This window comes from Kitasatospora sp. NPDC092039, assembly GCF_044756065.1.
Taxonomy (GTDB): domain Bacteria; phylum Actinomycetota; class Actinomycetes; order Streptomycetales; family Streptomycetaceae; genus Kitasatospora.
This window is the reverse complement of sequence record NZ_JBIVSD010000001.1, coordinates 369449-389558: the sequence shown is the minus strand read 5'-3', so window position 1 is coordinate 389558 and position 20110 is coordinate 369449. Positions and strand designations below refer to the sequence as shown.

The following is a 20110-nucleotide window of genomic DNA, read 5'->3' as shown; positions in this document are numbered from 1 at the left end:
GCGGCACCTACATCCCCGCCCCTAACACCCCCCCGTGGGCCCCCCCCACCGGGAGGGGGTCACCGGGCGGCCCCCGGTCGCCGTAGGGGCGGGGGCCGCACCCCCCCCCCCGGCGTGCGCGGCACCGGCACGTACGGGGGTCAGTTGTGCGCCGGGTGGGTGCGCTCGCGTCATCCCGCCGCGGGGTGGACCAGCCGTCCGTGGTGGATGAGGGAGACGGACTGCTTGAGGCGGCGCGCGCGGACGCTGATCTCGTAGCCCCTGATGCCGTCGACGCCGGCCAGGTGGCCGCTGAGGTAGCGGTAGAAGGCGGGGGTGTCCTCGCAGATCACGACGGCCATGAGGTTGTGCCTGCCGCTGGTGGCCGAGACGAAGGCGCATTCGTCGTGCCGGGCGAGTTCCTCGCCGATCCGGTGGAGTGCGGGCAGGTCGACCTGGAGCCAGAGGATGGCGTTGAGTTCGTAGCCGAGGCGTTCGGGCAGGATGTCGATGCCGTAGGTGAGGGAGCCGGTGGCTTCCAGGGCCTCCAGCCGTCGGGCGACGCGGGCCGCGGACCAGCCGGTGGCCTGCGCCAGGTGGGTGTGGGAGGCGCGGCCGTCCTCCGCCAGGGCGTCGAAGAGGGGGCGGTCCTCGTCGGTCGGGGCGAGCGGCGGCCCGGCGGGTGCGGGGCGCTGTGCCGTCAGCTGTCGTGCCTGCTCGTCGGTGAGGGACCGTTGGCCGCCGGCCCAGCCGACCGTGCCCGGAGGGCGGAAGGGGTGGATGAGGAGGTCCACGCTCATGTCGAGGACCGAGGCGGCCTTCGGGAGCTGGCGCAGCAGGACGTCGTCGCGTCCGGTGCCGTCGGCCGACCGGATGGTGCAGATGATCTCCGACCCGCCGGAGGCGATGCTGGCGTAGCCGACCTCGGGCCTGCGGGCGAGCGATTCGGCGACGGGCCCGGCGGCGTCCGGGCGGCACCGCAGGCGTGCGATCCAGTCCGCCCGCCCGTGGGCGGTCGGGTTGCTCAGCCCGACGACGCGCATCACCCCGGCGCGGCGCAGCGCGTTGTAGCGGCGGGCCACGGTCTGCTCGGACACCCCGATGATCTCGCCGAGGCGGCGGAAGGAGGTACGCGGGGCGCAGTAGAGCCCGTGGATGATTTTGCGGTCGAGGTCGTCGTGCACGGAGGAATGGTCACACATCGGCGGGCTGCTGTGGAGGTTTCCGCACACCTGCCGAGATCGCTTGCGGGTTTCTCGACCGCCTGGGTGAGGCTGGTCCGCGCCCACACAGCAGCCGGTGCCCGAGCGGCATCCCGCAGTCGAAGGAACCACTCCGTGAACTCCGCAACGGTGCAGCGCCCAGGAGCCGGACGAGGCGTCACGCTCGTCATGGCCTGCCTGGGCGTCTTCGTCGCCTACCTTCCCGTGACCACCGTGTCGGTGAGCCTGCCGGCGATCCAACGGGCGACGGGCGCCTCGACCTCCCAACTGTCCTGGGTGTCCGACGCGTTCGTGCTGCCGATGGCCGCGCTGATCCTCACCACCGGGGTGTGGGGCGACGTCCACGGCCGCAAGCGGGTGTTCCAGGCGGGCATGGTGTTCTGCGCCCTGGGCGCGGCCGTCTCGCTGGCGTCGGACTCGGTGCAGGTGCTGTGGGCGGGCCAGGCGGCCTCCGGCCTGGGGGCGGCGGCACTGCTGCCCACCACGCTGGCCCTGATCAGCCACGCGGTCCCCGACCACCGGGAGCGGGGCAGGTTCATCGGCCTGTGGGCGATGTCCATGCTGGCCTCGCTGGCCGTGGGGCCGCTGATCGCCGGATCGCTGCTGGAGCACGTCGGGGTGCGCTGGATCTTCCTCCTGCCCGTCCCGGTGTCCCTGGTCGTGCTGGTCGTCGCGGCCTTCCTGCTGCCCGACTCGAGGGCCCCGCACGGCCGTCGGCTCGACTGGCCCGGGCAGATCAGCGCGGCCGTCGCGGTCACCGCGGTCGTCTACGGCGTGATCGAGGGCGGCGCCGACGGCTTCGGTACGCCCCATGTCGTGGCGGCGCTGGCGCTCGGTGCCGTGGGCGCGGTCGCGTTCGTCGTCGTGGAGCGGCGCAGCGGCAGCCCGATGCTCGACCTGGCCCTGTTCCGCAGCCCCGCGTTCGCCGCCACCTCGCTGGTCGCCATGATCAGCTTCCTGGGGCTGATCGGCTTCTTCTTCGTCCTGAGCCTGTACTTCGGCCTGGTGCAGCACCTGACCACGCTGGAGGCCGGACTGCGGCTGGTCCTGGTGTCCGGGACGTCCCTGGTCGTCGGGGTCCCGGTCGGACGGCTGATGCACCGGGTCTCCGCCCGGGTCATGATCACCACCGGCCTGGTGGTGATGGCGGGGTCGCTGCTGTCGCTGACCGGCGTCGACGCCGGCACGTCCTACGGGTCGATCGCCTGGCGCCTGGTCCTGCTCGGCCTGGGCGTGGGCGCCGTCCTCACCCCGATGACGGCCTCCGCCGTCTCCTCCGTACCGCACCACCTGGCCGGCATGGCCGCCGCGGGGAACAACGCCTTCCGCCAGGTCGGCGGCGCCCTCGGCCCCGCCGTGCTCGGCGCCCTGCTGACCACCCGCGCCCTCGACGCCCTACCCGGGCGCCTGGCCGACGCCGCGGTGCCGACGGAGGCCGGCGGCCGCGTCCTGGCCGTCGCCCGGGACCAGGGGCTCGGCGCGGTGGCCGGGCTCGACCTGGGGGCCGCGACCGGACCGGCCCTCACCGCGCTGGGCGGGTCCTTCCTGGACGGTCTGCGGCTCTGCCTGGTCGTGTCGGCCTCGCTGGCCCTGTTGGCGGCGCTGGTCTGCGCCGTCCTGCTGCGCCCGGCCGCGGCGGGCGGGGGGTCCTCCGCCGGAGCCGGGCTCCCGTCTGCCGGGCTTCCTTCTGCCGGCGGGCTCCCTTCCGCCGCCGGTGACCCGGCCCCGGTGCCGCGGACCGCCGCTGCTCCCGCCCACGCCTCCATCGGCGGCACGCCCGTTCCGGGGGTGCGGCGCACACCGTGACACCGGGCATGCCCCCTGGCGCCCGGGGCCTGCCGCCTGCTGCCTGCCGCCCGGCGTGCTGTCGGGCGGCAGGCGGGCGTTTCCGGGGAGACCGGGAGGGGGCGTGCCCCGGGTGGTCGGGGCGGCTCGGCTTCCCGGGCGCCACCGCGGTTCACGCGGGCCCGGGGAGTCCATCGGCTCCCGGGCGGGTGGGGAGCGAGAACCTGACCTTGGGCCGGCCCCGGGCCCCGGCGCGGTGGTAGAAGCGGATGGCGTCGGTGTTCCAGTCGGGCGTCTGCCACTGGACCTCCGTCGCGCCGCGGGCCGCCGCCGCCTCCCGCACGGCGTCGAGCAGGGCGCGCCCCCAACCCTCCCCTCGGAGCGCCTCGGTGATGAACAGACAGTCCAGGTGGACGTAGTCGGCCGCCTGCCAGGTGGAGAACTCCGGGGAGTAGGTCGCGTAGCCGGTCAGCTCACCGCCGTGGTCGATGACGAGGCACCATGCTCGCGGATGCGCCGAGAACAACACGCTCTCCAGACGGGCGGCGAGGTCGGCGGCCACGGGTTCGGCGCGCTCGAAGGTGGCGTGGAGGGCGCACAGGCGGGCTATCGCCGGGAGGTCGGCCGGGGTGGCCGGGCGGATCGCGCCGCCCGGCCGCGCCGTGTCGCTCAGCACGCGCAGGAGATGCCCGACCGCGGGGCGGTCAGGTCGTCGATGGGGCGCTGCTCGGTGCCGGCGGCCGAGTCGTAGGCGAAGCCCTCGCGTGCCCAGTACTCGAAGCCGCCGAGCATCTCCTTGACCTGGTAGCCGAGGCGGGCGAAGGCCAGCGCCGCACGGGTCGCTCCGTTGCAGCCGGGGCCCCAGCAGTAGGTGACGACGGTCCGGGCCGGGTCGATCAGCCGCGGTGCGAGGTCGGCGATCTGTGCGGTGGGGATGTGGAGGGCTCCGGGGATGTGGCCCTGGTCCCAGGCGGCGTCGCTGCGGGTGTCGACCACCACGATGCCGGGGGCACCGGACGCCAGGTCGGCGTGGACGTCGGAGACGTCCGCTTCGAAGGCCAGACGGGCGGCGAAGTGGGCGGCGGCCTCGGCCGGGGTGGCGGCGGGCACGCTCAGGACGGCGCCGACCGGCACGCTCAGGACGGCGCCGGCGGTCTCGGCGGAAGCGGTGGCGGGCATGGGATACCTCGTGTTCTTGCCGGTGGGGATGGGGTCCGGTGCGCCGCTCCGGGTTCTCCCGGTCGGCGACGGCTCCATCCTCCGGTGCCGCAGGCTCATCCCACGAGTGGCGTGAATGCCATTGGTCACCAAGATTCCGCCAAGGCCGGCCGGGTCGGTCTGCGCGGCGCATCAGGACCGGACAGCGGCCGGAGCCGGGACAGCCGCAGCCGTCGGCGGGCGGAGCCGTCGGCGGCCGGGACCGGGCGGTCCGCCCACCGACGGCTGTCGGGCTTCGGGCGGTCGGGCCGGTCAGGCGGACGTGCCGGGGGCCCGGACGGCGCCGCCGGGGCGTTTCAGCGCAGTTGTTCGGCCAGTCCGACGATGATCCCCGCAGGGCCGCGGAGGTAGCAGAGCAGGTAACTGTCCTCGAACCGGGCGATCCCGCCGAGGAGTTCGGCGCCGTGGGGGCGCAGGCGGGCGACGGTGTCCTCGATGTCGTCGACGGCGAACATGACGCGGTGGGTGCCCAGGACGTTGTGCGGCCGGTCGCGCGGCCCGGCGTCGACGAGTGCGGGGCTGCGGTACCTCGCCAGCTCCAGCCGGTTGTGACCGTCCGGGGTCCGGAGCATCGCGATGTCGCAGCGGACGCCGTCGAGCCCGGTGCACCGGTCGGCGAAGGGACCCTCGACCTCTGCCCTGCCCTCCAACTCCATGCCGAGTTCCCCGAAGAACGCGACGGCGGCGTCCAGGTCCTCGACCACGATGCCGACGTTGTCCATCCGCTGAATCGCCATGCCGATTCCTCCGCTTCTCCTCGCGCGGCCGGTGGTGGCCGCTGACGTCCCCGGGACGGAGCCGACGACGCGTTCTCGACATCCGCGTTCCGCCGGGAGCCGGCGAACCCCCGGCTCCTCCATACTCACCCGACGGCGCGCCGCGCGCGGGACCGGTCCGGGGGCGCCGGACGGGACGGCGAGGGGACGGGCGGACGGCAGCGCGGCGGGACGGAGGGCGGAGAGAGGCGGCTGCGCCAGGTGCGGGAGGAGTCGAGGGGGCCGATCGGCTGAGCTGGGCCCGAGGATCCGCCCGGGGGCGGCCGGACGTCGGGAGCCGGCGTGACTTCCGGTGGCGCAGCGGCGGGGTGGCGGCCCGTCGTGCGTGCTGGAACCGTCGACGGCTTCACCGCCTGCTCGACCGCCTCCGGCTTCACCTACGACTTCGCCGGCTCGTCCACCTCGTGCAGCCTGACCCAGGGCGTCCCGTCCACCACCTTCCACCTGCGCACGCCGGTCGGCGGCATGTGGGCGTGCAGCGTCCCGAGCGGTTTCACCTACAGCGCCACCACCTCGAACCGGGACTGCGCGACCGTCCGGAACGTGCCGACCACGAAGTTCCTCCCGGCCCGCTGACCGGCTGAGCCGGAACGCGGGGGCGGGCGGGCGGCGGTGTCCACGGCCTCCCGTGGCCGCGGTCCGGGCGGTCGGGTGGTCAGGCCGTCGGGGCCGCGGTGGAGTGGGAAGTCGGCCGGGTCGACTTCCCACTCCCCGGCGCCGCGGGCCGCCGGGGCCGCTCCTGCCGCGGTGCGCCGAGCACACCCGGAAGCCGTTCAGCGAGCGGCAACTGCCGCTGAGCGGCGTACGGCCGGTGGTCAGCCGAAGCCGCGGGCGTCCTGCTTCAGTGCGGTGTCCACGGTGAGCGCGGTCGCCACGACGAGGCTGATCAGCGGGTCGGGGAGCGGGCGGTGGATCTGGAGCACGTAGTTGTCGGCCGTGGTGAACATCGTCTTCGCCAGGCCTTCCCAGGTCTTGGTGATCCGGGCGACCTCGGTGTCCGTCGCGTCGACGATGGAGAAGTTCCAGGCCCGCCAGTTCTCGGCCTTGATGGCGCCGATCCTCTGACCGCCGACCTCCAGCGCGAAATTGATCTTGCCGATGGCGTTCTGCTGGACGATCTGGCCGATCTCCTGGCCGTCCGGACGCTGCACGATCACCCGCGACTTGATGAGCTTCGCCGGGCGGGTCAGCAGCAGCACCGGAGTGCCGTGGGCGTCACGGATCTCCAGCTTGTGGGTCAGGTACTGGTCGATGGAGAAGAGCAGGCGCACCAGCTTGCGCAGACCGCTCTGGCCGACCTGGACCACCGAGCCCAGCGTGGCGCCCTGCTGGTCGAAGACCGCGTACTCGTTGGTCAGCTCGATCAGCTTGGCCTTCTGGTTCACCACCAGAACGGGCTCGGAGAAGAGGGTGCCGCCGCCACCGTAGACGGGCCCGACGCCCGCCTGGTGCTGTACCTGGCGCTGCACCTTGGCGGCGCCGCCGGCCGGAGCGGCCGGCTGCCCGGGGAAACCGGGGGTGTTCGTGTTCTGGGACATGGCGGGCAGGCTAGGCCCAACCCTCCGCGGGGAGCCAGATCGTTTTCCACCGCCCCCGGGCCCGCCCGGGGCCTGGCGTCGCGAATTCGGCCTGCGGGCGGGGGCGTTGCGACCAGCGGCCGCTCGTCCTCGCGTCGAACGGATGTGGCCGAAGTCACATCGGCGGATCGCGCGCGGGCCAGGGCCTGCCTCGGCTGGTGCTTCTCGGCGCGGACGACCGGTGGCCACCACTCGCCAGTCACCCACACTGCCACCGACGCCTTCCTGGCCCGGGCGAGCGGATCCCCCCGCAGCTGAGGTGTCAGCCCCGTGCTGGAGGATCTGGCCATGCTGATTGCGACCAACGGGCGCGGCCGCATGGTGAAACGCCCCTCCGGATCCGCTGTCGGGGCGATGCTGGCCGACCTGCGACGGGGGGCCGCCCACATGGTCCTGGAGCGGGTGGACGAGGAGCAGCCGGGGAGTTGGTACATCCAGGTCCTGCTGCGGGAGAACAACACCTTCCAGCTCGAGTACCGGGACGGGGTGCCCGAGCTGCACCACCAGACCCTGACGGTCTCCCAGGAGAAGGTCCTCGGGGCGCTGCTCGGCTGGGCCAGGGGGGAACCGGGCTGGCGGGACGGCTTCATGTGGAACAACATCGCCGAGCAGTTCGGCCCCCACGACAGGGCTTCCCCAGGGCCGTTCCCCGGGCCGTTCGGTGGCGCCGATCGGTCGAGCGACGAGGAGTCGGGCTGACCGGTGAGGTCACCGTCACCGGGCCCGGATCAGCCGCCGCACGCGACGAGGCCAACGCCCGAGAGCCGAAGGCTCGTCACGGCGGGCACCGTTGCAGTGCCAGTGGCCGGCGGGCAGTGGCGGGCCTGCCGGTGGCCCTCGCGTGCCGAGGACGCCGCCGCACCGGCAGGTCCGCCGGTGCGGCGCCGGCCGGCAGGGGCCGGGGACGGCCGACCGGTCCGGACGTCCTCCCGGAGCCGCGCCGGACGTGGGAACCGGGCCGGCCCGCCGACGAGGCCGGCCCGGTCCCCGTGGCGATCAGTTCCGCCAGGTGTCCGTCAGGCCCACCCTGCCGTCGGCGGGAACGGTGGCGGTGCGGTTGGCGCCGGACTCCCAGGTGACGTTGCCGGCGGCGTCCCTGCGGACGTACTTGTACTCGAACGAGGTGCCGGCGGGCAGGTCCAGGTCGAGCTTCCAGACCGGGTAGGCCGCGGGGTCCAGCTTGGCGCCGGCCGCCGGGGCCCAGTCGCCGAGGACCGGGAGGCTCCCGACGACGTAGACGTTCTGGCCGGGCACGGTGGTGGCGTTCACGGTGAACGAGGCGCCGGTGGCGGCCTGCTGTCCGTCGCAGGGATCGCCGGGCGCGGTGACGCCGGCCCTGACGGCGGTGCTGCCGGTGCCGAGCGTGTAGTCGGCGCCGTTGTTGTTGTCCCAGGTCCCGGAGCCGTTGTTGAAGGCGGCCGTGAGGGTGGTGGCGGATCCGAGGGCGATCGTCTTCTTCACCCAGCCGGTGCAGGCGGCGTCCATGGCGACGCCGGGCGAGGTCGTCCAGCTGCCGTTGCCGGGGCGGTAGTGGAGGTCGTAGGCGGTCCAGTTCTTGTCGGTGCTGTAGTAGACGGTGGCGGTGTTCCCGCCGGGCTTCGGGGTGACGCCCGCACCGACGTGGAGGGCGACGGCGTCGTTGGGTCCCACGGTCGCGGTGAACCTGCCGCCGGCGTCGACGGCGTAGGTGGTGCCGGTGCAGCCGGCGGTCGCGGTCGGGTCTCCGTGCTCCACGTCGCAGTAGGTGCCGGGCGGCAGCGAGGTCTGGAACGTCCGGGTGATCGGTTCGCCGCCCCGGTTGAGGGCGACGTAGGCCTTGTCCCCGCGTCCGAAGCCGATGGCGTTGCCGCCGTCGTCCCACCAGTCGGTGACCGGGGTGTCCCCGGCGGCGTTGCGGAAAGCGACCATGTTCGCGATCTGGGGCCAGGCGTGCTGGCACTTCCAGCCGTCGCGGTAGCACGAGTCGACCGCCCCGCCGTCGGGGGCGCCGGCGTCCCGGTCGGAGAACTCGTAGCCGGAGTGCACGGACGGGGTGCCGTAGGGGTGGGCCAGCATGAAGACCTGGGCGAGGGTGTAGGCGGCCCCGTCCTTGTAGTTGAGGCCGGAGCCGTTGCGTTCGGTGTCGTGGTTGGTGACCATCACGCCGGACTTCGCGGAGGGCATGTAGCCCCAGGCCTCGCCGAAGTTCTTCAGGTAGGAGAGCTTGTCGGTGGTGAAGATCCGCTTCAGGTCGGTGGTGTAGCGGAACTCCTGCACGTCGCCGGTGGCGAGGTACTCGGCGGGGGAGACGGCCTCGTTGGCGCCGTGGACGGCCTCCTGCACCCAGTAGACGTCCGGCTTGGTGAGTTTGGCGCGGATGGCCGAGAGGTCGGTGGCCGCGATGTGCTTGACGGCGTCCATGCGGAAGCCGTCGGCGCCCAGCGAGATCAGGTCGTTCATGTAGCCGGCGATCCGGCCGCGGACGTAGTCGCTGCCGGTGTTCAGGTCCGCCAGGGAGGGGTTGCCGGTGTCCCCGAGCTCGCACTCCTGGATGTTGTACCGGTCGGCGTAGTTGCTGCCGATCGGCCGGCGGCAGCCGTGGAAGTCCTGGTCCTGGTAGAGGCCGGGGTAGTTGTACTTGGTGTACGGGGTGTCGCCCGTGCCGGTGCCGGAACCCGAGGTCATGTGGTTGACGACCGTGTCGACGATGACGCCGACGCCCGCGGAGTGACAGGTGTCCACCATCTGCCGGAAGGCCGTGCGGTCGCCGAGGGGCCCGGCGATCCGGTAGCTCACCGGCTGGTACGCGGTCCACCAGGCGCCGCCCCTGATCCGCTCCTGTGGCGGCGACACCTGGACGAAGCCGTAGCCCTTGGGGCCGAGCGTGCGGCCGCACTCCCGGGCGATCGAGTCGAAGTTCCATTCGAACAGGACGGCGGTGACCTTCTTGCCGTTCGAGCCCGTCGGCGCGGCGGCCGCCGGCTGGGCGGGAGCCGCGAGGGTGGTGGCCAGGCCCAGGGTCAGGCCGAGCCCTGTCAGTGCCGCGACCGTGCGGTGCTGCGTCCGCCGCTTCGTGGCGGCAGCCAACCGGACCGTACTCATGCGCTCTCCTTCGGGTGGGGGGCGGCTCCCGACGTGGGGTGCGCGGGAACCGGAAGGGGGCCGGGCGGGCATCCGGGGTCGACCGGATGAAACACGACTGAAAGATTTCTGAAACCTTTCAGTCGGGTGGCAACCCTAGGTGGGTGGGCAGCGGCCGTCAATGCCACAGGCTCCGTCAACTCGTGCCGTGTCGAAGGGGATTGGGCCGTGTGCCACCGTCTCGGCCGCGCGCGGCGCGGAACGGGCCGGGGACCGGCGGCCCGGATCGGGGGAGGTGGGGGATCGATGCGCCGCAGCGTGGTGGGCAGTCCGACGGAGGTGCCCTACCCTCGGTAGCCATGACCACGGCGCGACTTTCGGACATCGCGGCGCAGGCGGGGGTGAGCGAGGCCACCGTCTCCCGCGTGCTCAACGGCAAGGCGAACGTTTCCGCCGCCACCCGGCAGACCGTGCTGGCGGCGCTCGACGTGCTCGGTTACGAGCGGCCGGCCCGTCTCCGTCGGCGCAGCGCCGGGCTGATCGGTCTGATCACGCCTGAGCTGAGCAACCCGATCTTCCCCGCGCTGGCGCAGGTGATCGAACAGGTGCTCGGCCGGCACGGCTTCACGCCGGTGCTGTGCACCCAGACGCCGGGCGGGACCACCGAGGACGAACTCGTCGACATGCTGGTCGACCGGGGCGTGGCGGGCATCGTCTTCGTCTCCGGGCTGCACGCCGACACCACCGCCGACCACGACCGCTACAACCGGCTCCGCCGCCGTCAGGTGCCGTTCGTCCTGGTCAACGGTCACAGCGACCGCGTCGAGGCCTCCTTCATCTCCCTCGACGACCGCGCGGCCATGCGCATGGCCGTCCGGCACCTGGCCGACCTGGGCCACCGGAGGATCGGACTCGCCATCGGGCAGAAGCGTTTCGTCCCCGCGGTCCGCAAGATCGAGGGCTTCTTCACCGCCGTCCACGACATCGTCGGCATGACGAGGGAGGAGGCGGCCCACCTCGTCCACCAGACCCTGTTCAGCGTGGAGGGGGGACATGCCGCCGCAGGCGTGCTCCTCGGCAGGGGCTGCACCGCGATCGCCTGCGGCAGCGACATGATGGCGCTCGGTGCCATTCGCGCGGTGCGGCAACGGGGCCTGTCGGTTCCGCAGGACGTGTCGGTGGTCGGCTTCGACGACTCGCCGCTGATCGCCTTCACCGAGCCGCCGCTGACCACGATCCGCCAGCCGGTCGAGGCGATGGCGACCGCGGCCGCCGATGCCCTCCTTGAGGAGATCAGGGGCAATCCGGCCCCACCGGGGGAGTTCGTGTTCCAGCCGGAGCTGGTGATGCGCGGCTCCACCGCGACCTTCCGCGGTCCGTCCTGACGTCTGCCGGACGCCTCCCGACGCGACCTCCGGCGTGCGTCAGCCGGCCTGCCACCAGCAGGTGCTGTCGGCCGGGAGCAGGACGTCGCCGGCCTCCCCGACCGTCGGCGGTTCGGCGGAGGAGAGCAGCAGGGGGCCGAGCCCGTCACCGGCGACGCGCGCCGGCCCGCCGGTGGTGTTGACGGTGCAGACCAGCGCGACCCCCTCCCGCTCGCGGCGGAAGGCGAGGACCCCGGGAGCCGGGTCCAGCCATTGGAGCGAACGCCCCGCGCCCAGGGCCGGATGGGTCCGCCGCACGTGCAGCGCGCGGCGGTACAGCTCCAGGACGGACCGCGGATCGCCGGTCTGCGCCTCGACGCTGAGCTCGGCCCACTCGGCGGGCTGCGGCAGCCAGGCGGGTCCGCCGGGTACCGGGCCGAAACCGTACGGGGCGCCGGTGCCGGACCAGGGGAGCGGCACCCGGCAGCCGTCCCGCCTGCCGTGGCCGCCGTCGGCGCGGTGGAACGCCGGGTCCTGCCGGACGTCGTCCGGGATGTCGGTGACCTCGGGCAGACCGAGCTCCTCGCCCTGGTAGAGGTAGGCGGAACCGGGGAGCGCGAGCACCAGGAGGGCGGCGGCCCGTGCGCGGCGGCGGCCGCGGGCCGGATCGCCGTCGGCGTACCGGGTGGCGTGCCGGACGACGTCGTGGTTGGAGAGCGTCCAGGTGGCGGGAGCGTCCGTGCCCTCCATGGCGCCCAGCGACATCCCGATCAGCTCGCGCATCCTGGACGCCTCCCAAGGTGCGTTCAGGAACTTGAAGTTGAACACCTGGTGGAGCTCGCCGGGGCGGACGTAGCGGGCGGCGCGGTCCAGCGTGGCGGTCCAGGCCTCCGCCACCGCTATCCGCCGGCCGGGATACTCCTCCAGGACGTCGCGCCACGACCGGTAGACCTCGTGGACGCCGTCCTGGTCGAAGTACGGGACCGACTTCTCCCCGAGCAGGCCGAGCCGCTCGTTCCGCCCGAGGTCGGGCAGGCCCGGTGCCTTGACCAGACCGTGGGCGACGTCGACCCGGAAGCCGTCCACGCCGAGGTCGAGCCAGAACCGCAGGATCGAGCGGAACTCGTCCCGGACGGCTGCGGAGTCCCAGTTGAAGTCGGGCTGCCGCGGGGTGAACAGGTGCAGGTACCACTCGCCCGGGGTGCCGTCGGGGAGGGTCGTCCGGGTCCAGGCCGGCCCGCCGAACAGCGAGACCCAGTCGTTCGGCGGCTCCTCGCCGTCCCGGCCGCGGCCCGGACGGAAGTGGAACCGGTCCCGCAGGGGTGAGCCGGCGCCCTCGTGCAGCGCCCGCCGGAACCACGGGTGCCGGTCCGAGCAGTGGTTGGGCACGATGTCGACGATGACCCGCAGTCCGAGGGCGTGGGCGTCGGTGATCAGCGCCTCGGCGTCCCGCAGCGTGCCGTACACCGGGTCGACGGAACGGTAGTCGGCGACGTCGTAGCCGCCGTCGGCCTGCGGTGAGGGGTAGAACGGCGAGATCCAGAGCGCGTCGACGCCCAGCTCGCGCAGATAGCCGAGCCGGCTGCGGATTCCGGCCAGGTCGCCGCAGCCGTCGCCGTCGCCGTCCGCGAAGCTCCGGGGGTAGATCTGGTAGACGACGGCGTGCTGCCACCAGTCCGGAGCCGCGTCGGTACGGGCCGGTGCCCAGGTGGGTGCGGTCATCGGAGAGCTCCTCGGTCGGCGGTGGACGGGGTGGCCGCCGGCGGGGCGGGTGAGGGCTCGTCGGCGGTCACCGTCCGCCACTCCCGTGCGGCCTCGGAACGGACGCGTACGGCCGACCGGTCCCGTGGGGCACGCGCTCGACGCGACGTCACAGGACGCTCGTGCGCGGCGGTGCCGATGCTTCCATTTCGACTCCGAGTACTGCAAGGGCTTGCTGAAAGTTTCTGAATGCCCTTGCCGTACGGGCCGATCGACTGTTTGACTCTCGATCAGTTGCACGCAGTCGACGGTCGGTCCGCTGGATGGTCCGGCAGATCCGGGGAGTGTTGTGGCGAAGCAGGCGGCAATGGCCGGGCCCGGCGTGGAGAGCGACGACGGGGGTTTTCGACTCCTGTCACCGGAAGGGACGTCGTACCGCGTCGACATCACCGACGGAGTGCTCGCGTCGGCCAACCCGCTACTGGCGGAGTACTGCGAGGGGCGCCGGGTGGTCGCCTTCCTCGGCCCCACCGTCGACCGGCTCTACGGCCGGCAGGTGCGCCGCTACCTGGCGGCCCGCCTCGCGCCGGGCACCTGGAGCGTGGTGACGATCGGCGGCGGTGAAGCGCAGAAGACCATGGAGTCGGTCGAGAGGATCTGTGCCGAGGCCAAGGCCGCGGGGCTGGACCGGCGCGGCGTGATGATCGCCGTCGGAGGCGGCGTCACCTGCGACACGGTGGGCTTCGCGGCGGCCGTCTACTGCCGGGGCGTGCGCTACATCAAGGTCAACACCACCCTGGTGGGCCAGGTGGACGTCGGCGTCGGCGTCAAGACCGGGGTCAACGCCCTCGGTACCAAGAACATGCTGGGGGCGTACCATCCGGCGCACGCGTCGATCAACGATCCGGCGTTCCTGCGGACGCTGCCGGAGCGTCAGATCCGCTGCGGCATGGGTGAGATCGCCAAGATGGCGATCATCAGGGACGCCCGGCTGTTCCGCGCGCTGGAGGAGTTCCCCGAGGTCTTCAGGCAGCCCTGCCCGGCGCCCGCCCGGCCGGCCGCCCGCGCCGACGGGTGGAGCGTCGAGGACTACGTGCTGCGCACGTCCATGGCGCTGATGCTGGAGGAGCTGTGCCCGAACCTCCGGGAGCACGACCTGGCACGGCTCGTCGACTTCGGGCACACCTTCGGGCCGCTGATCGAGACGGCCAGTGACTACCGGATCGCCCACGGCGAGTCGGTGGCCATCGACATGGCGCTCTCCGCCGAACTCGCCCGGGTGCTCGGTCTGATCACCGCCGAGGACTGCGAGCGCGTCGTCCGTCTGATCTCCGCCCTCGGCCTCCCCGTCCACGATCCGCGGACCTGCACGCCCGAACTGATGGAACGGGCCCTGCGGGCGTCCTGGGAGCGCCGCGGGCGCCGGCTGCACCTCGTGGTGCCCGACGGGATCGGCTCGGCCGTCTTCGTCGACGACCTGGAGGACGTCCCGGCCGCCGCACTGGAGGAGGCCCTGGACGCCCTGGCCGTCCGACCGACAGCCCTCCCCGGCCCGTTCGCCGCCGCCCGTTGAGGGCGGCCGCAGGAGTCCGCACCCGCCCCAGCCGACAGGAGCCCCCGGAATGACTACCGCCGAACCGCCACCGGCCCGCGCCGTGTCCCGCAGCAGGGTGTCCAACCTGCACGACGGACTCCTGCGCGGGGTGTCCGCCGACCACGGCGGAGCCGGCACGATCCTCGCCCACCGGGCCTACCGGCGCGAGGGTGCCCCGGCTCCCGTCGCGTTCATCGATCTGGTGGTGCTGCCCCCGGGCACCTCCATCGGCCGGCACCGGCACGCCGACGACGAGGAGACGTACGTGATCCTGGACGGCCGGGGCCTGATGACGCTGGACGGTGAGGAGTTCGAGGTCCGGGCGGGGGACGTCATCCCCAACCGCGCGTACGGCGAGCACGGCCTCGCCAACGTCTCCGAGGGGGACCTCCGGTTGCTGGTCTTCGAGATCGGTCCGCTGGGCGGCGCGGAGTGACCGGCCCCCGCCAGCTCGAACTGCTGGCCCGCGAGGCCGCCCACCTCTCGCCGGGTGCCTCGGAGGAGTCCGCGGCCGGCCGCCGGGTCTTCGTGGAGGGCAGCGGTGCCGTCCTCACCGATCTGGACGGCAACCAGTACATCGACCTCGCCGCCGGAACCCTCACCCAGTCACTGGGCCACTGCCACCCCGAGGTGGTCGCCGCGCTCACCGAGCAGGCCGGCCGGCTGTGGAACGTCCACGACGCCGCCACCGCGGACCGGGCCGACCTGTGCGAGCTGCTCGCCCGCCTGCTGCCCGAACGACTCGACACCTACGGCTTCTTCTCCACCGGCGCCGAGGTCGTCGAAGCGGCCCTGCGCGCCGTGCAGGCCGTCGCCGAGCCCGGCCGCAACCGGATCGGCGCGCTGCGCCACGGCTTCCACGGCAAGACCCAGGGCGCCCGGATGCTGGTGCACTGGGACATCGGCAACCAGGCCCACGCCGGCAACAGCATCCTCGGCTACTCGCCCTACTGCTACCGCTGCCCGCTCGAACTGGAGTACCCGTCCTGCGACGTGCGCTGCGCCTCACTGGTGCGGCGGCACATCACCGGGAAGGCCAACGTGGCCGCGCTGGTCTTCGAGCCGGTGCTCGGCGCGGCCGGCGTCATCGTGCCGCCTCCCGGCTACTGGGACCGGATCGCCGACAGCGCCCGGCAGAACGGTGTGCTGCTGGTCGCCGACGAGGTGCTCACCGGCGGTGGACGCACCGGGAACTTCCTGGCCAGCACCGGCTTCGGCATCGAACCGGACCTGGTCACCCTCTCCAAGGGCATGGCCTCGGGCTTCCCCTTCGCCGTGCTGGCCGGCCGCCAGGAGGTGCTGCGCCACCCGAGCGCGGCCAGGGCCGGCTCCACCGCGTCCACGTACGCGAACAACCCGCTGGGCATCGCGGCGGCGAAGGCCACCCTCCAGGTCGTGGCGCGCGACACCCTGGTCGGGCAGGTCCGCGCGCTCGGTGAGCTGCTCGACGACCGGCTCGCCGAGTTGAAGTCCCGCTTCGAGGTCCTCGGCGACGTCCGCGGCCTGGGACTCCTGCACGGGCTGGAGTTCGTCCGCAGCAGGGAGAGCAGGGAGCCCGCCCCCGAGACCGCCCGCGCCGTCTACCTGGCAGCCCTGGACCTCGGACTGCGCACCTCGCTCGGCGGCCACGTCATCCGGCTGGCGCCGCCGTTCACCATCGACCGGGCCCTCCTGGAAGAGGGCGTCACCCTCCTCGGGCGGGCCCTGGAGCAGGTCACGGAGGCCGGCCGGTGATCATCGCGGAGAACCTGGTCAAGGAGTTCAAGGTCCACGAGCGCGGACCCGGCCTGCTGGGCAGCCTCGGCACGCTGTTCAGCCGGAAGCACCACCTCGTGCGCGCCGTCTCGGGGGTCTCCTTCAGGATCCCGCCCGGTGCCAGGGCCGCCTACATCGGTGCCAACGGCGCGGGCAAGTCCACCACCGTCAAGATGCTGACCGGCGTCATGACCCCGACCTCCGGCCGTTGTCTGGTGGCCGGGCTGGAACCGTACCGGGAGCGCCGGCGCAACGCCGCCAACATCGGTGTGGTGTTCGGCCAGCGCAGCCAGCTCTGGTGGGACCTGCCGGTGGCCGACTCCTTCCGGATCCTGCGCCGCATCCACGAGATCCCCGACCCGGTCTACCGGCGCAACATGGCCCTCTACCGCGAACTGCTCGACCTCGACTCCCTCGGCACCACCCCGGTGCGCCAGCTGAGCCTCGGGCAGCGGATGCGCGCGGAAGTGGCCGCGAGCCTGCTGCACGACCCCGCGGTGGTCTTCCTGGACGAGCCGACGGTCGGTCTCGACCTGGTGCTGAAGGAGGCCGTCCGTGAACTGGTCAACCGCGTCAACGTGGAACTCGGCACGACCGTCATGCTCACCAGCCACGACATCGGCGACATCACGTCGATCTGCGACCAGGTCCTGGTGGTCAACCGGGGCGAGGTGGTGCACCAGGGCACCGTCCACGAACTGCTGCGGGCCACCGACACCCGGGCGGTCGTCTTCGAGCACCAGGGGTGGCCGGCCCCGGCCCAGGCGATCGCCCTGATCGAGGACCGGCTGCCCGGTGCGACCGCGCGACAGGTCGAGGACGGACGGATCAGGGTGGAGTACCCGACCCGGCGGTCCTCCGCCCGGGAGGTGATGGCCTTCCTCCTGGAGCACTTCGACCTGACCGACTGCGTCGCCCCGGAGCCGGACCTCGAAACGGTGCTCCGACGGATCTACACCGGCCGGCCCGAGCCCGTGGAGGTGGCACCGTGACGGGCGTCGGCGCGCTGCGCCGCTACACCCCGTTCGCCTCCGCGAGTCTCCAGGGCCTCCTGCGGTACCGCTCCACCTTCCTCGTCAACGCCGTCACCGCGACCGCCGCCGTCGGCCTCCAGGTCTTCCTCTGGCGTGCGGTCTACGCCGGTCGGAGCGGCGCGCCGCCCGGCGGGTACCACCTGTCCGAGCTGACCACGTACGTGCTGCTGGCGCAGATGCTGGCACTGCTCCAGGCCAGCCGGGTGGACGAGGAGGTGGCCGGGGAGGTCCAGCGCGGGGACATCGCGGTCTCGCTGCTGCGCCCGGTCAACCACCCGCTGGCCCGGTTCGCCGCGGGCCTGCCGGTCTCGCTGGCCAACGCCGGCGCGGTCGCCCTCCCGGTGGTGCTGCTGTACGCGCTGCTGCTCCCGCTGTCCGCGCCGACCTGGGCGGGCGTGGTGCTGTTCGCGCTGTCCACCGGGCTCTCGGTGGTGATCGGGTTCGGCGTGAACCTGCTGGTCGGCCTGGCCGGATTCGTCACGACCAACATCTGGGGCGTGCGGATCGTCAAGGACAGCGTGGTCGCGTTCTTCGCCGGCCAGGTCGTGCCGCTCGCCCTGATGCCGGGGCCGCTGGCGGCCGTCGCGCGGGTGCTGCCGTTCCAGGGACTGGTCGACGGCCCGCTGCGACTGCTGCTCGGCCACTACGGGGGGCCCGCCGAAGCCGCCGGGATCCTGGCGCTCCAGGCCGGCTGGGCCGCGGTCCTGGTCGCTCTGGCCGCCCTCGCCTGGCGAGGTGCCGTCCGCCGGGTGGAGGTGCTGGGCGGATGAGCCCCGCCGCGACCGCAGCCCGCTACGCCCGGCTGACCTGGCACCTGAGCGCGGTCAGCCTGCACCGGCTGACCGAGTACCGGACGGACTTCGTCCTCGGCGCGGGCGGCCTGCTGCTCCGCGTGGGCGGTCAGCTCGCCGTGGTCGGGATGGTGTTCCGGCAGGTCCCGGAGATCGCCGGGTGGAACTTCCACCAGGTGCTGTTCCTGCTGGGCTTCTCGTTGCTGCCGCGAGGCCTCGACCGGCTGTTCACCGACCAGTTGTGGATCCTGGCCCGGCGGCTGGTGCAGTCCGGCGAGTTCCACCGCTACCTGATCCGGCCGGTCCACCCGCTGTTCGCGCTGCTGTCCGAGCGCTTCCTGCACCCGGACGGCTTCGGCGAACTGGTCACCGGTGCGGCCGTCACCTGGTACGCCGCCGATCAGCTCGACCTCGGGGCGGACGCCGGCCGATTGCTGCTGGTCCCGCTGCTGGTGCTGTGCGGCGCGCTGATCCTCGCCTCGATCAAGACCGCGTTCGCCGCCCTGTCCTTCTGGACCACCAACAGCTTCCCGGCCCTGTACGCGGCCAACCAGCTGGGCGACTACTCCGGTTACCCCCTCGACCTGTACCACCCGTCCCTGCGGTGGCTGCTCACCTGGCTGCTGCCCTACGCCTTCACCGCCTACGCCCCCGCGTCCTTCCTGCTCTTCGGCCGGACGGACCTGCTGCTCTGGCTCCCGGTGGTGACCGCCGCCCTGACGGCGCTCGCCCTGCTGGTGTGGCACCGGGGCGTCGACCGCTACGAGATGACCGGGAGCTGAACATGGACACCCTGCTGCTCGGCGGCATTCCGCGGGCCACGGCCGAACTCCTGCGTCGAGCGCCCTGGATCGACGAGGCCGGCCGCCGTGCCGAACAGTTCGAACTCGTCGACCAGGCCACGCTGGAGACCGTCCGCCTGCTGATCGTCGCCCCCGCCGGCGAGCGCTCCGGCCGCTGGTTCGTTCCCGTCATGGACGACGACCCGGGCCGCGCCGCCGACCGCACCACCGAGTACGACCGGCTGATCGTCCGGGCCCTACGGGAGGGACTGCGCCTGCCCACCCTCCGGGGCAACCTGATCGAGTTCCGCGGCGACCCCGGCGAGTTCCGCGGGCGACTGCCGTTCGACCCCGGCTGGTCCTCCAACGCCCTCTCCCTGCTCGACCTCGACGGGACGGCGCACGCCCACAAGACGTACCGGAGGGTCGGAGTCGGGACCCGCGAGCCCGAACTGCTGCGGCTGATGGCGGACGGCGGCCGGACCCAGCAGCCGGCCGGCGACTACGCCCACGTCGAGGCCGGCACCGGCCGGCGGGAGCCGCTCGGCGTGCTCTACCGCTACGCCGACGGGGAGGGGCTGAACGTCCCGCTGAGCGCCGGCATCCGGGCCATGTGGCCACTGCTGCACGCCGGGGCCGACCCGGAGGCCGCCGTCACCGAATCCCTGCGGACGCTGGCCGCGCCGCTGCGCGAGGCAGGCCGGTTCCTGGCGGACTTCCACCGCGAGCTGGCCGAACGGCTCGGCCCGCACCCGGAGTTCCCCGGGGGCGCGTTCCTGGCCGAGACCGCCGGACGGGCGGACGTGCTGCGCCCGCTGGTCCTCGACGACGACCGATTCCCCGAGGGCGTCCGGCAGGCCGCCGTCGCCGGCCTCGACCGCGAGCTGGCCCGGGTCGCCGCCCTGCCCGCGCAGCCCTGGCCGGCCGGCCCGTGCCACGGGGACCTGCACCTGTCCCATCTGCTGCGTCGAGAACTCCCGGACCACAGCTGGGAGTTGTGCGTCATCGACCTCTCCACGCCGCACGCCGACCCGGCCGACCCGGGCACTGCGCAGTCACCGTGGCAGGACCTGGCCGCCCTGCAACGCGGCCTGGAGATCTTCACCGCCGACGAACTCGCCGACCACGCGGCCCGCGCGCTCGACATGGACGCCGAGGACGTCTGCCGCACGGCGCTGCTGCTCGCCACCGGTGCGGAACCCGACACCCCCGGCTGGACGCCGGGCCGCGTCGCCGAGCTGACCCGGCTGGGGACGGCGGCCAGGCTGTGGGCGGAGCGGACCGGCGACCTGCTGGTCAGCGGCGGCCGACCGCCGGCCGGGCACCCCGCCTGGCGGCTGCTGAGACTGCGCCGGCTGCTCCACGAACTCGACCACGCGTACGCCCACGACCGCGCCTACCACGCGGCGATCAACCTTCGGCACGCCGTGGAGGCCCTCGGCCCGTCGGCCGCCGGGGCGGAGGACTGACA

18 protein-coding genes are annotated in these 20110 nt (G+C 73.2%); 11 read left to right on the top strand and 7 right to left on the bottom strand.

Annotated elements, in window-relative coordinates:
* Positions 1 to 170 precede the first annotated feature (170 nt).
* Entirely contained in the window at positions 171 to 1163 is a 993-nt protein-coding gene (locus tag ACIQI7_RS01665; RefSeq protein ID WP_401103823.1) for an Lrp/AsnC family transcriptional regulator, read from the bottom strand.
* Positions 1164 to 1370: 207 nt separating this feature from the next.
* On the opposite strand from ACIQI7_RS01665, the gene ACIQI7_RS01660 reads away from it, so the two are divergent.
* The gene (locus ACIQI7_RS01660; protein WP_401104528.1) at positions 1371 to 3008 is read left to right on the top strand and encodes an MFS transporter; all 1638 of its coding nucleotides are present in this window, start codon (positions 1371 to 1373) and stop codon (positions 3006 to 3008) included.
* A gap of 151 nt (positions 3009 to 3159) precedes the next feature.
* Here the strand turns inward: ACIQI7_RS01660 and ACIQI7_RS01655 are convergent, their stop codons facing one another.
* The 3 genes from ACIQI7_RS01655 to ACIQI7_RS01645 all read right to left on the bottom strand — a co-directional run bounded on the left by ACIQI7_RS01655 (position 3160) and on the right by ACIQI7_RS01645 (position 4942).
* Complete coding sequence (locus ACIQI7_RS01655) at positions 3160 to 3663, bottom strand: GNAT family N-acetyltransferase (protein ID WP_401103821.1); 504 nt, start codon at positions 3661 to 3663, stop codon at positions 3160 to 3162.
* Positions 3657 to 4166: a rhodanese-like domain-containing protein gene (locus ACIQI7_RS01650; RefSeq protein WP_401103819.1), complete on the bottom strand. Its 510-nt coding sequence runs from the start codon at positions 4164 to 4166 to the stop codon at positions 3657 to 3659. The genes ACIQI7_RS01655 and ACIQI7_RS01650 overlap by 7 nt, the downstream gene beginning before the upstream one ends.
* Before the next feature lie 335 nt (positions 4167 to 4501).
* A complete protein-coding gene (locus ACIQI7_RS01645) occupies positions 4502 to 4942 on the bottom strand; it encodes a VOC family protein (RefSeq protein ID WP_401103818.1) in 441 nt (146 codons plus the stop codon).
* 360 nt (positions 4943 to 5302) lie between these two features.
* On the opposite strand from ACIQI7_RS01645, the gene ACIQI7_RS01640 reads away from it, so the two are divergent.
* The gene (locus tag ACIQI7_RS01640) at positions 5303 to 5557 is read left to right on the top strand and encodes a hypothetical protein (RefSeq protein ID WP_401103816.1); all 255 of its coding nucleotides are present in this window, start codon (positions 5303 to 5305) and stop codon (positions 5555 to 5557) included.
* A gap of 239 nt (positions 5558 to 5796) precedes the next feature.
* On the opposite strand, the gene ACIQI7_RS01635 is transcribed toward ACIQI7_RS01640, so the two are convergent.
* A complete protein-coding gene (locus tag ACIQI7_RS01635) occupies positions 5797 to 6663 on the bottom strand; it encodes an LURP-one-related/scramblase family protein (protein WP_401104525.1) in 867 nt (288 codons plus the stop codon).
* A gap of 183 nt (positions 6664 to 6846) precedes the next feature.
* On the opposite strand from ACIQI7_RS01635, the gene ACIQI7_RS01630 reads away from it, so the two are divergent.
* Complete coding sequence (locus ACIQI7_RS01630) at positions 6847 to 7257, top strand: hypothetical protein (RefSeq protein ID WP_401103815.1); 411 nt, start codon at positions 6847 to 6849, stop codon at positions 7255 to 7257.
* 297 nt (positions 7258 to 7554) lie between these two features.
* Here ACIQI7_RS01630 and ACIQI7_RS01625 read toward each other — a convergent pair whose 3' ends face one another.
* Positions 7555 to 9639 carry a carbohydrate binding domain-containing protein gene (locus ACIQI7_RS01625; RefSeq protein WP_401103814.1) on the bottom strand — a complete coding sequence of 695 codons (2085 nt, stop codon included), beginning with the start codon at positions 9637 to 9639 and terminating at the stop codon, positions 7555 to 7557.
* Between the two features lie 338 nt (positions 9640 to 9977).
* Here ACIQI7_RS01625 and ACIQI7_RS01620 point away from each other — a divergent pair, with 338 nt between their 5' ends.
* On the top strand, positions 9978 to 11003 hold the full coding sequence (locus tag ACIQI7_RS01620; RefSeq protein ID WP_401103812.1) for a LacI family DNA-binding transcriptional regulator: 1026 nt from the start codon (positions 9978 to 9980) through the stop codon (positions 11001 to 11003).
* 39 nt (positions 11004 to 11042) lie between these two features.
* Here ACIQI7_RS01620 and ACIQI7_RS01615 read toward each other — a convergent pair whose 3' ends face one another.
* Positions 11043 to 12704, bottom strand: a complete 1662-nt coding sequence (locus tag ACIQI7_RS01615; RefSeq protein ID WP_401103810.1) for a glycoside hydrolase family 13 protein — start codon at positions 12702 to 12704, stop codon at positions 11043 to 11045.
* A 436-nt stretch (positions 12705 to 13140) separates the two neighbouring features.
* Here ACIQI7_RS01615 and ACIQI7_RS01610 point away from each other — a divergent pair, with 436 nt between their 5' ends.
* The 7 genes from ACIQI7_RS01610 to ACIQI7_RS01580 are packed head-to-tail and all read left to right on the top strand — an operon-like array spanning position 13141 to position 20108.
* A complete protein-coding gene (locus ACIQI7_RS01610; protein ID WP_401103808.1) occupies positions 13141 to 14256 on the top strand; it encodes a sedoheptulose 7-phosphate cyclase in 1116 nt (371 codons plus the stop codon).
* A gap of 49 nt (positions 14257 to 14305) precedes the next feature.
* Positions 14306 to 14713: a cupin domain-containing protein gene (locus tag ACIQI7_RS01605; RefSeq protein WP_401103806.1), complete on the top strand. Its 408-nt coding sequence runs from the start codon at positions 14306 to 14308 to the stop codon at positions 14711 to 14713.
* Positions 14710 to 16011 (top strand): aspartate aminotransferase family protein, encoded by a 1302-nt coding sequence (locus ACIQI7_RS01600; RefSeq protein WP_401103804.1) that lies wholly within the window; start codon positions 14710 to 14712, stop codon positions 16009 to 16011. Before ACIQI7_RS01605 ends, ACIQI7_RS01600 begins: the two co-directional genes overlap by 4 nt.
* A complete protein-coding gene (locus tag ACIQI7_RS01595) occupies positions 16008 to 17024 on the top strand; it encodes an ATP-binding cassette domain-containing protein (protein ID WP_401103803.1) in 1017 nt (338 codons plus the stop codon). The genes ACIQI7_RS01600 and ACIQI7_RS01595 overlap by 4 nt, the downstream gene beginning before the upstream one ends.
* Positions 17021 to 17836: an ABC transporter permease gene (locus ACIQI7_RS01590; RefSeq protein ID WP_401103802.1), complete on the top strand. Its 816-nt coding sequence runs from the start codon at positions 17021 to 17023 to the stop codon at positions 17834 to 17836. Before ACIQI7_RS01595 ends, ACIQI7_RS01590 begins: the two co-directional genes overlap by 4 nt.
* Positions 17833 to 18639 (top strand): ABC transporter permease, encoded by an 807-nt coding sequence (locus tag ACIQI7_RS01585; RefSeq protein ID WP_401103800.1) that lies wholly within the window; start codon positions 17833 to 17835, stop codon positions 18637 to 18639. The genes ACIQI7_RS01590 and ACIQI7_RS01585 overlap by 4 nt, the downstream gene beginning before the upstream one ends.
* 2 nt (positions 18640 to 18641) lie before the next feature.
* Positions 18642 to 20108 carry a hypothetical protein gene (locus ACIQI7_RS01580; protein ID WP_401103798.1) on the top strand — a complete coding sequence of 489 codons (1467 nt, stop codon included), beginning with the start codon at positions 18642 to 18644 and terminating at the stop codon, positions 20106 to 20108.
* The last annotated feature ends 2 nt before the right edge of the window (positions 20109 to 20110 follow it).

What these genes read in the sequence shown, in the direction of transcription:
- ACIQI7_RS01605 (WP_401103806.1), top strand. Translation starts at nt 14,306, where the DNA reads ATGACTACCGCCGAACCGCCACCGGCCCGCGCCGTGTCCCGCAGCAGG.
- ACIQI7_RS01660 (WP_401104528.1), top strand. Translation starts at nt 1,371, where the DNA reads ATGGCCTGCCTGGGCGTCTTCGTCGCCTACCTTCCCGTGACCACCGTG.
- ACIQI7_RS01630 (WP_401103815.1), top strand. Translation starts at nt 6,847, where the DNA reads ATGCTGATTGCGACCAACGGGCGCGGCCGCATGGTGAAACGCCCCTCC.
- ACIQI7_RS01645 (WP_401103818.1), bottom strand. Translation starts at nt 4,942, where the DNA reads ATGGCGATTCAGCGGATGGACAACGTCGGCATCGTGGTCGAGGACCTG.
- ACIQI7_RS01580 (WP_401103798.1), top strand. Translation starts at nt 18,642, where the DNA reads ATGGACACCCTGCTGCTCGGCGGCATTCCGCGGGCCACGGCCGAACTC.
- ACIQI7_RS01620 (WP_401103812.1), top strand. Translation starts at nt 9,978, where the DNA reads ATGACCACGGCGCGACTTTCGGACATCGCGGCGCAGGCGGGGGTGAGC.
- ACIQI7_RS01615 (WP_401103810.1), bottom strand. Translation starts at nt 12,704, where the DNA reads ATGACCGCACCCACCTGGGCACCGGCCCGTACCGACGCGGCTCCGGAC.
- ACIQI7_RS01585 (WP_401103800.1), top strand. Translation starts at nt 17,833, where the DNA reads ATGAGCCCCGCCGCGACCGCAGCCCGCTACGCCCGGCTGACCTGGCAC.
- ACIQI7_RS01650 (WP_401103819.1), bottom strand. Translation starts at nt 4,166, where the DNA reads ATGCCCGCCACCGCTTCCGCCGAGACCGCCGGCGCCGTCCTGAGCGTG.
- ACIQI7_RS01625 (WP_401103814.1), bottom strand. Translation starts at nt 9,639, where the DNA reads ATGAGTACGGTCCGGTTGGCTGCCGCCACGAAGCGGCGGACGCAGCAC.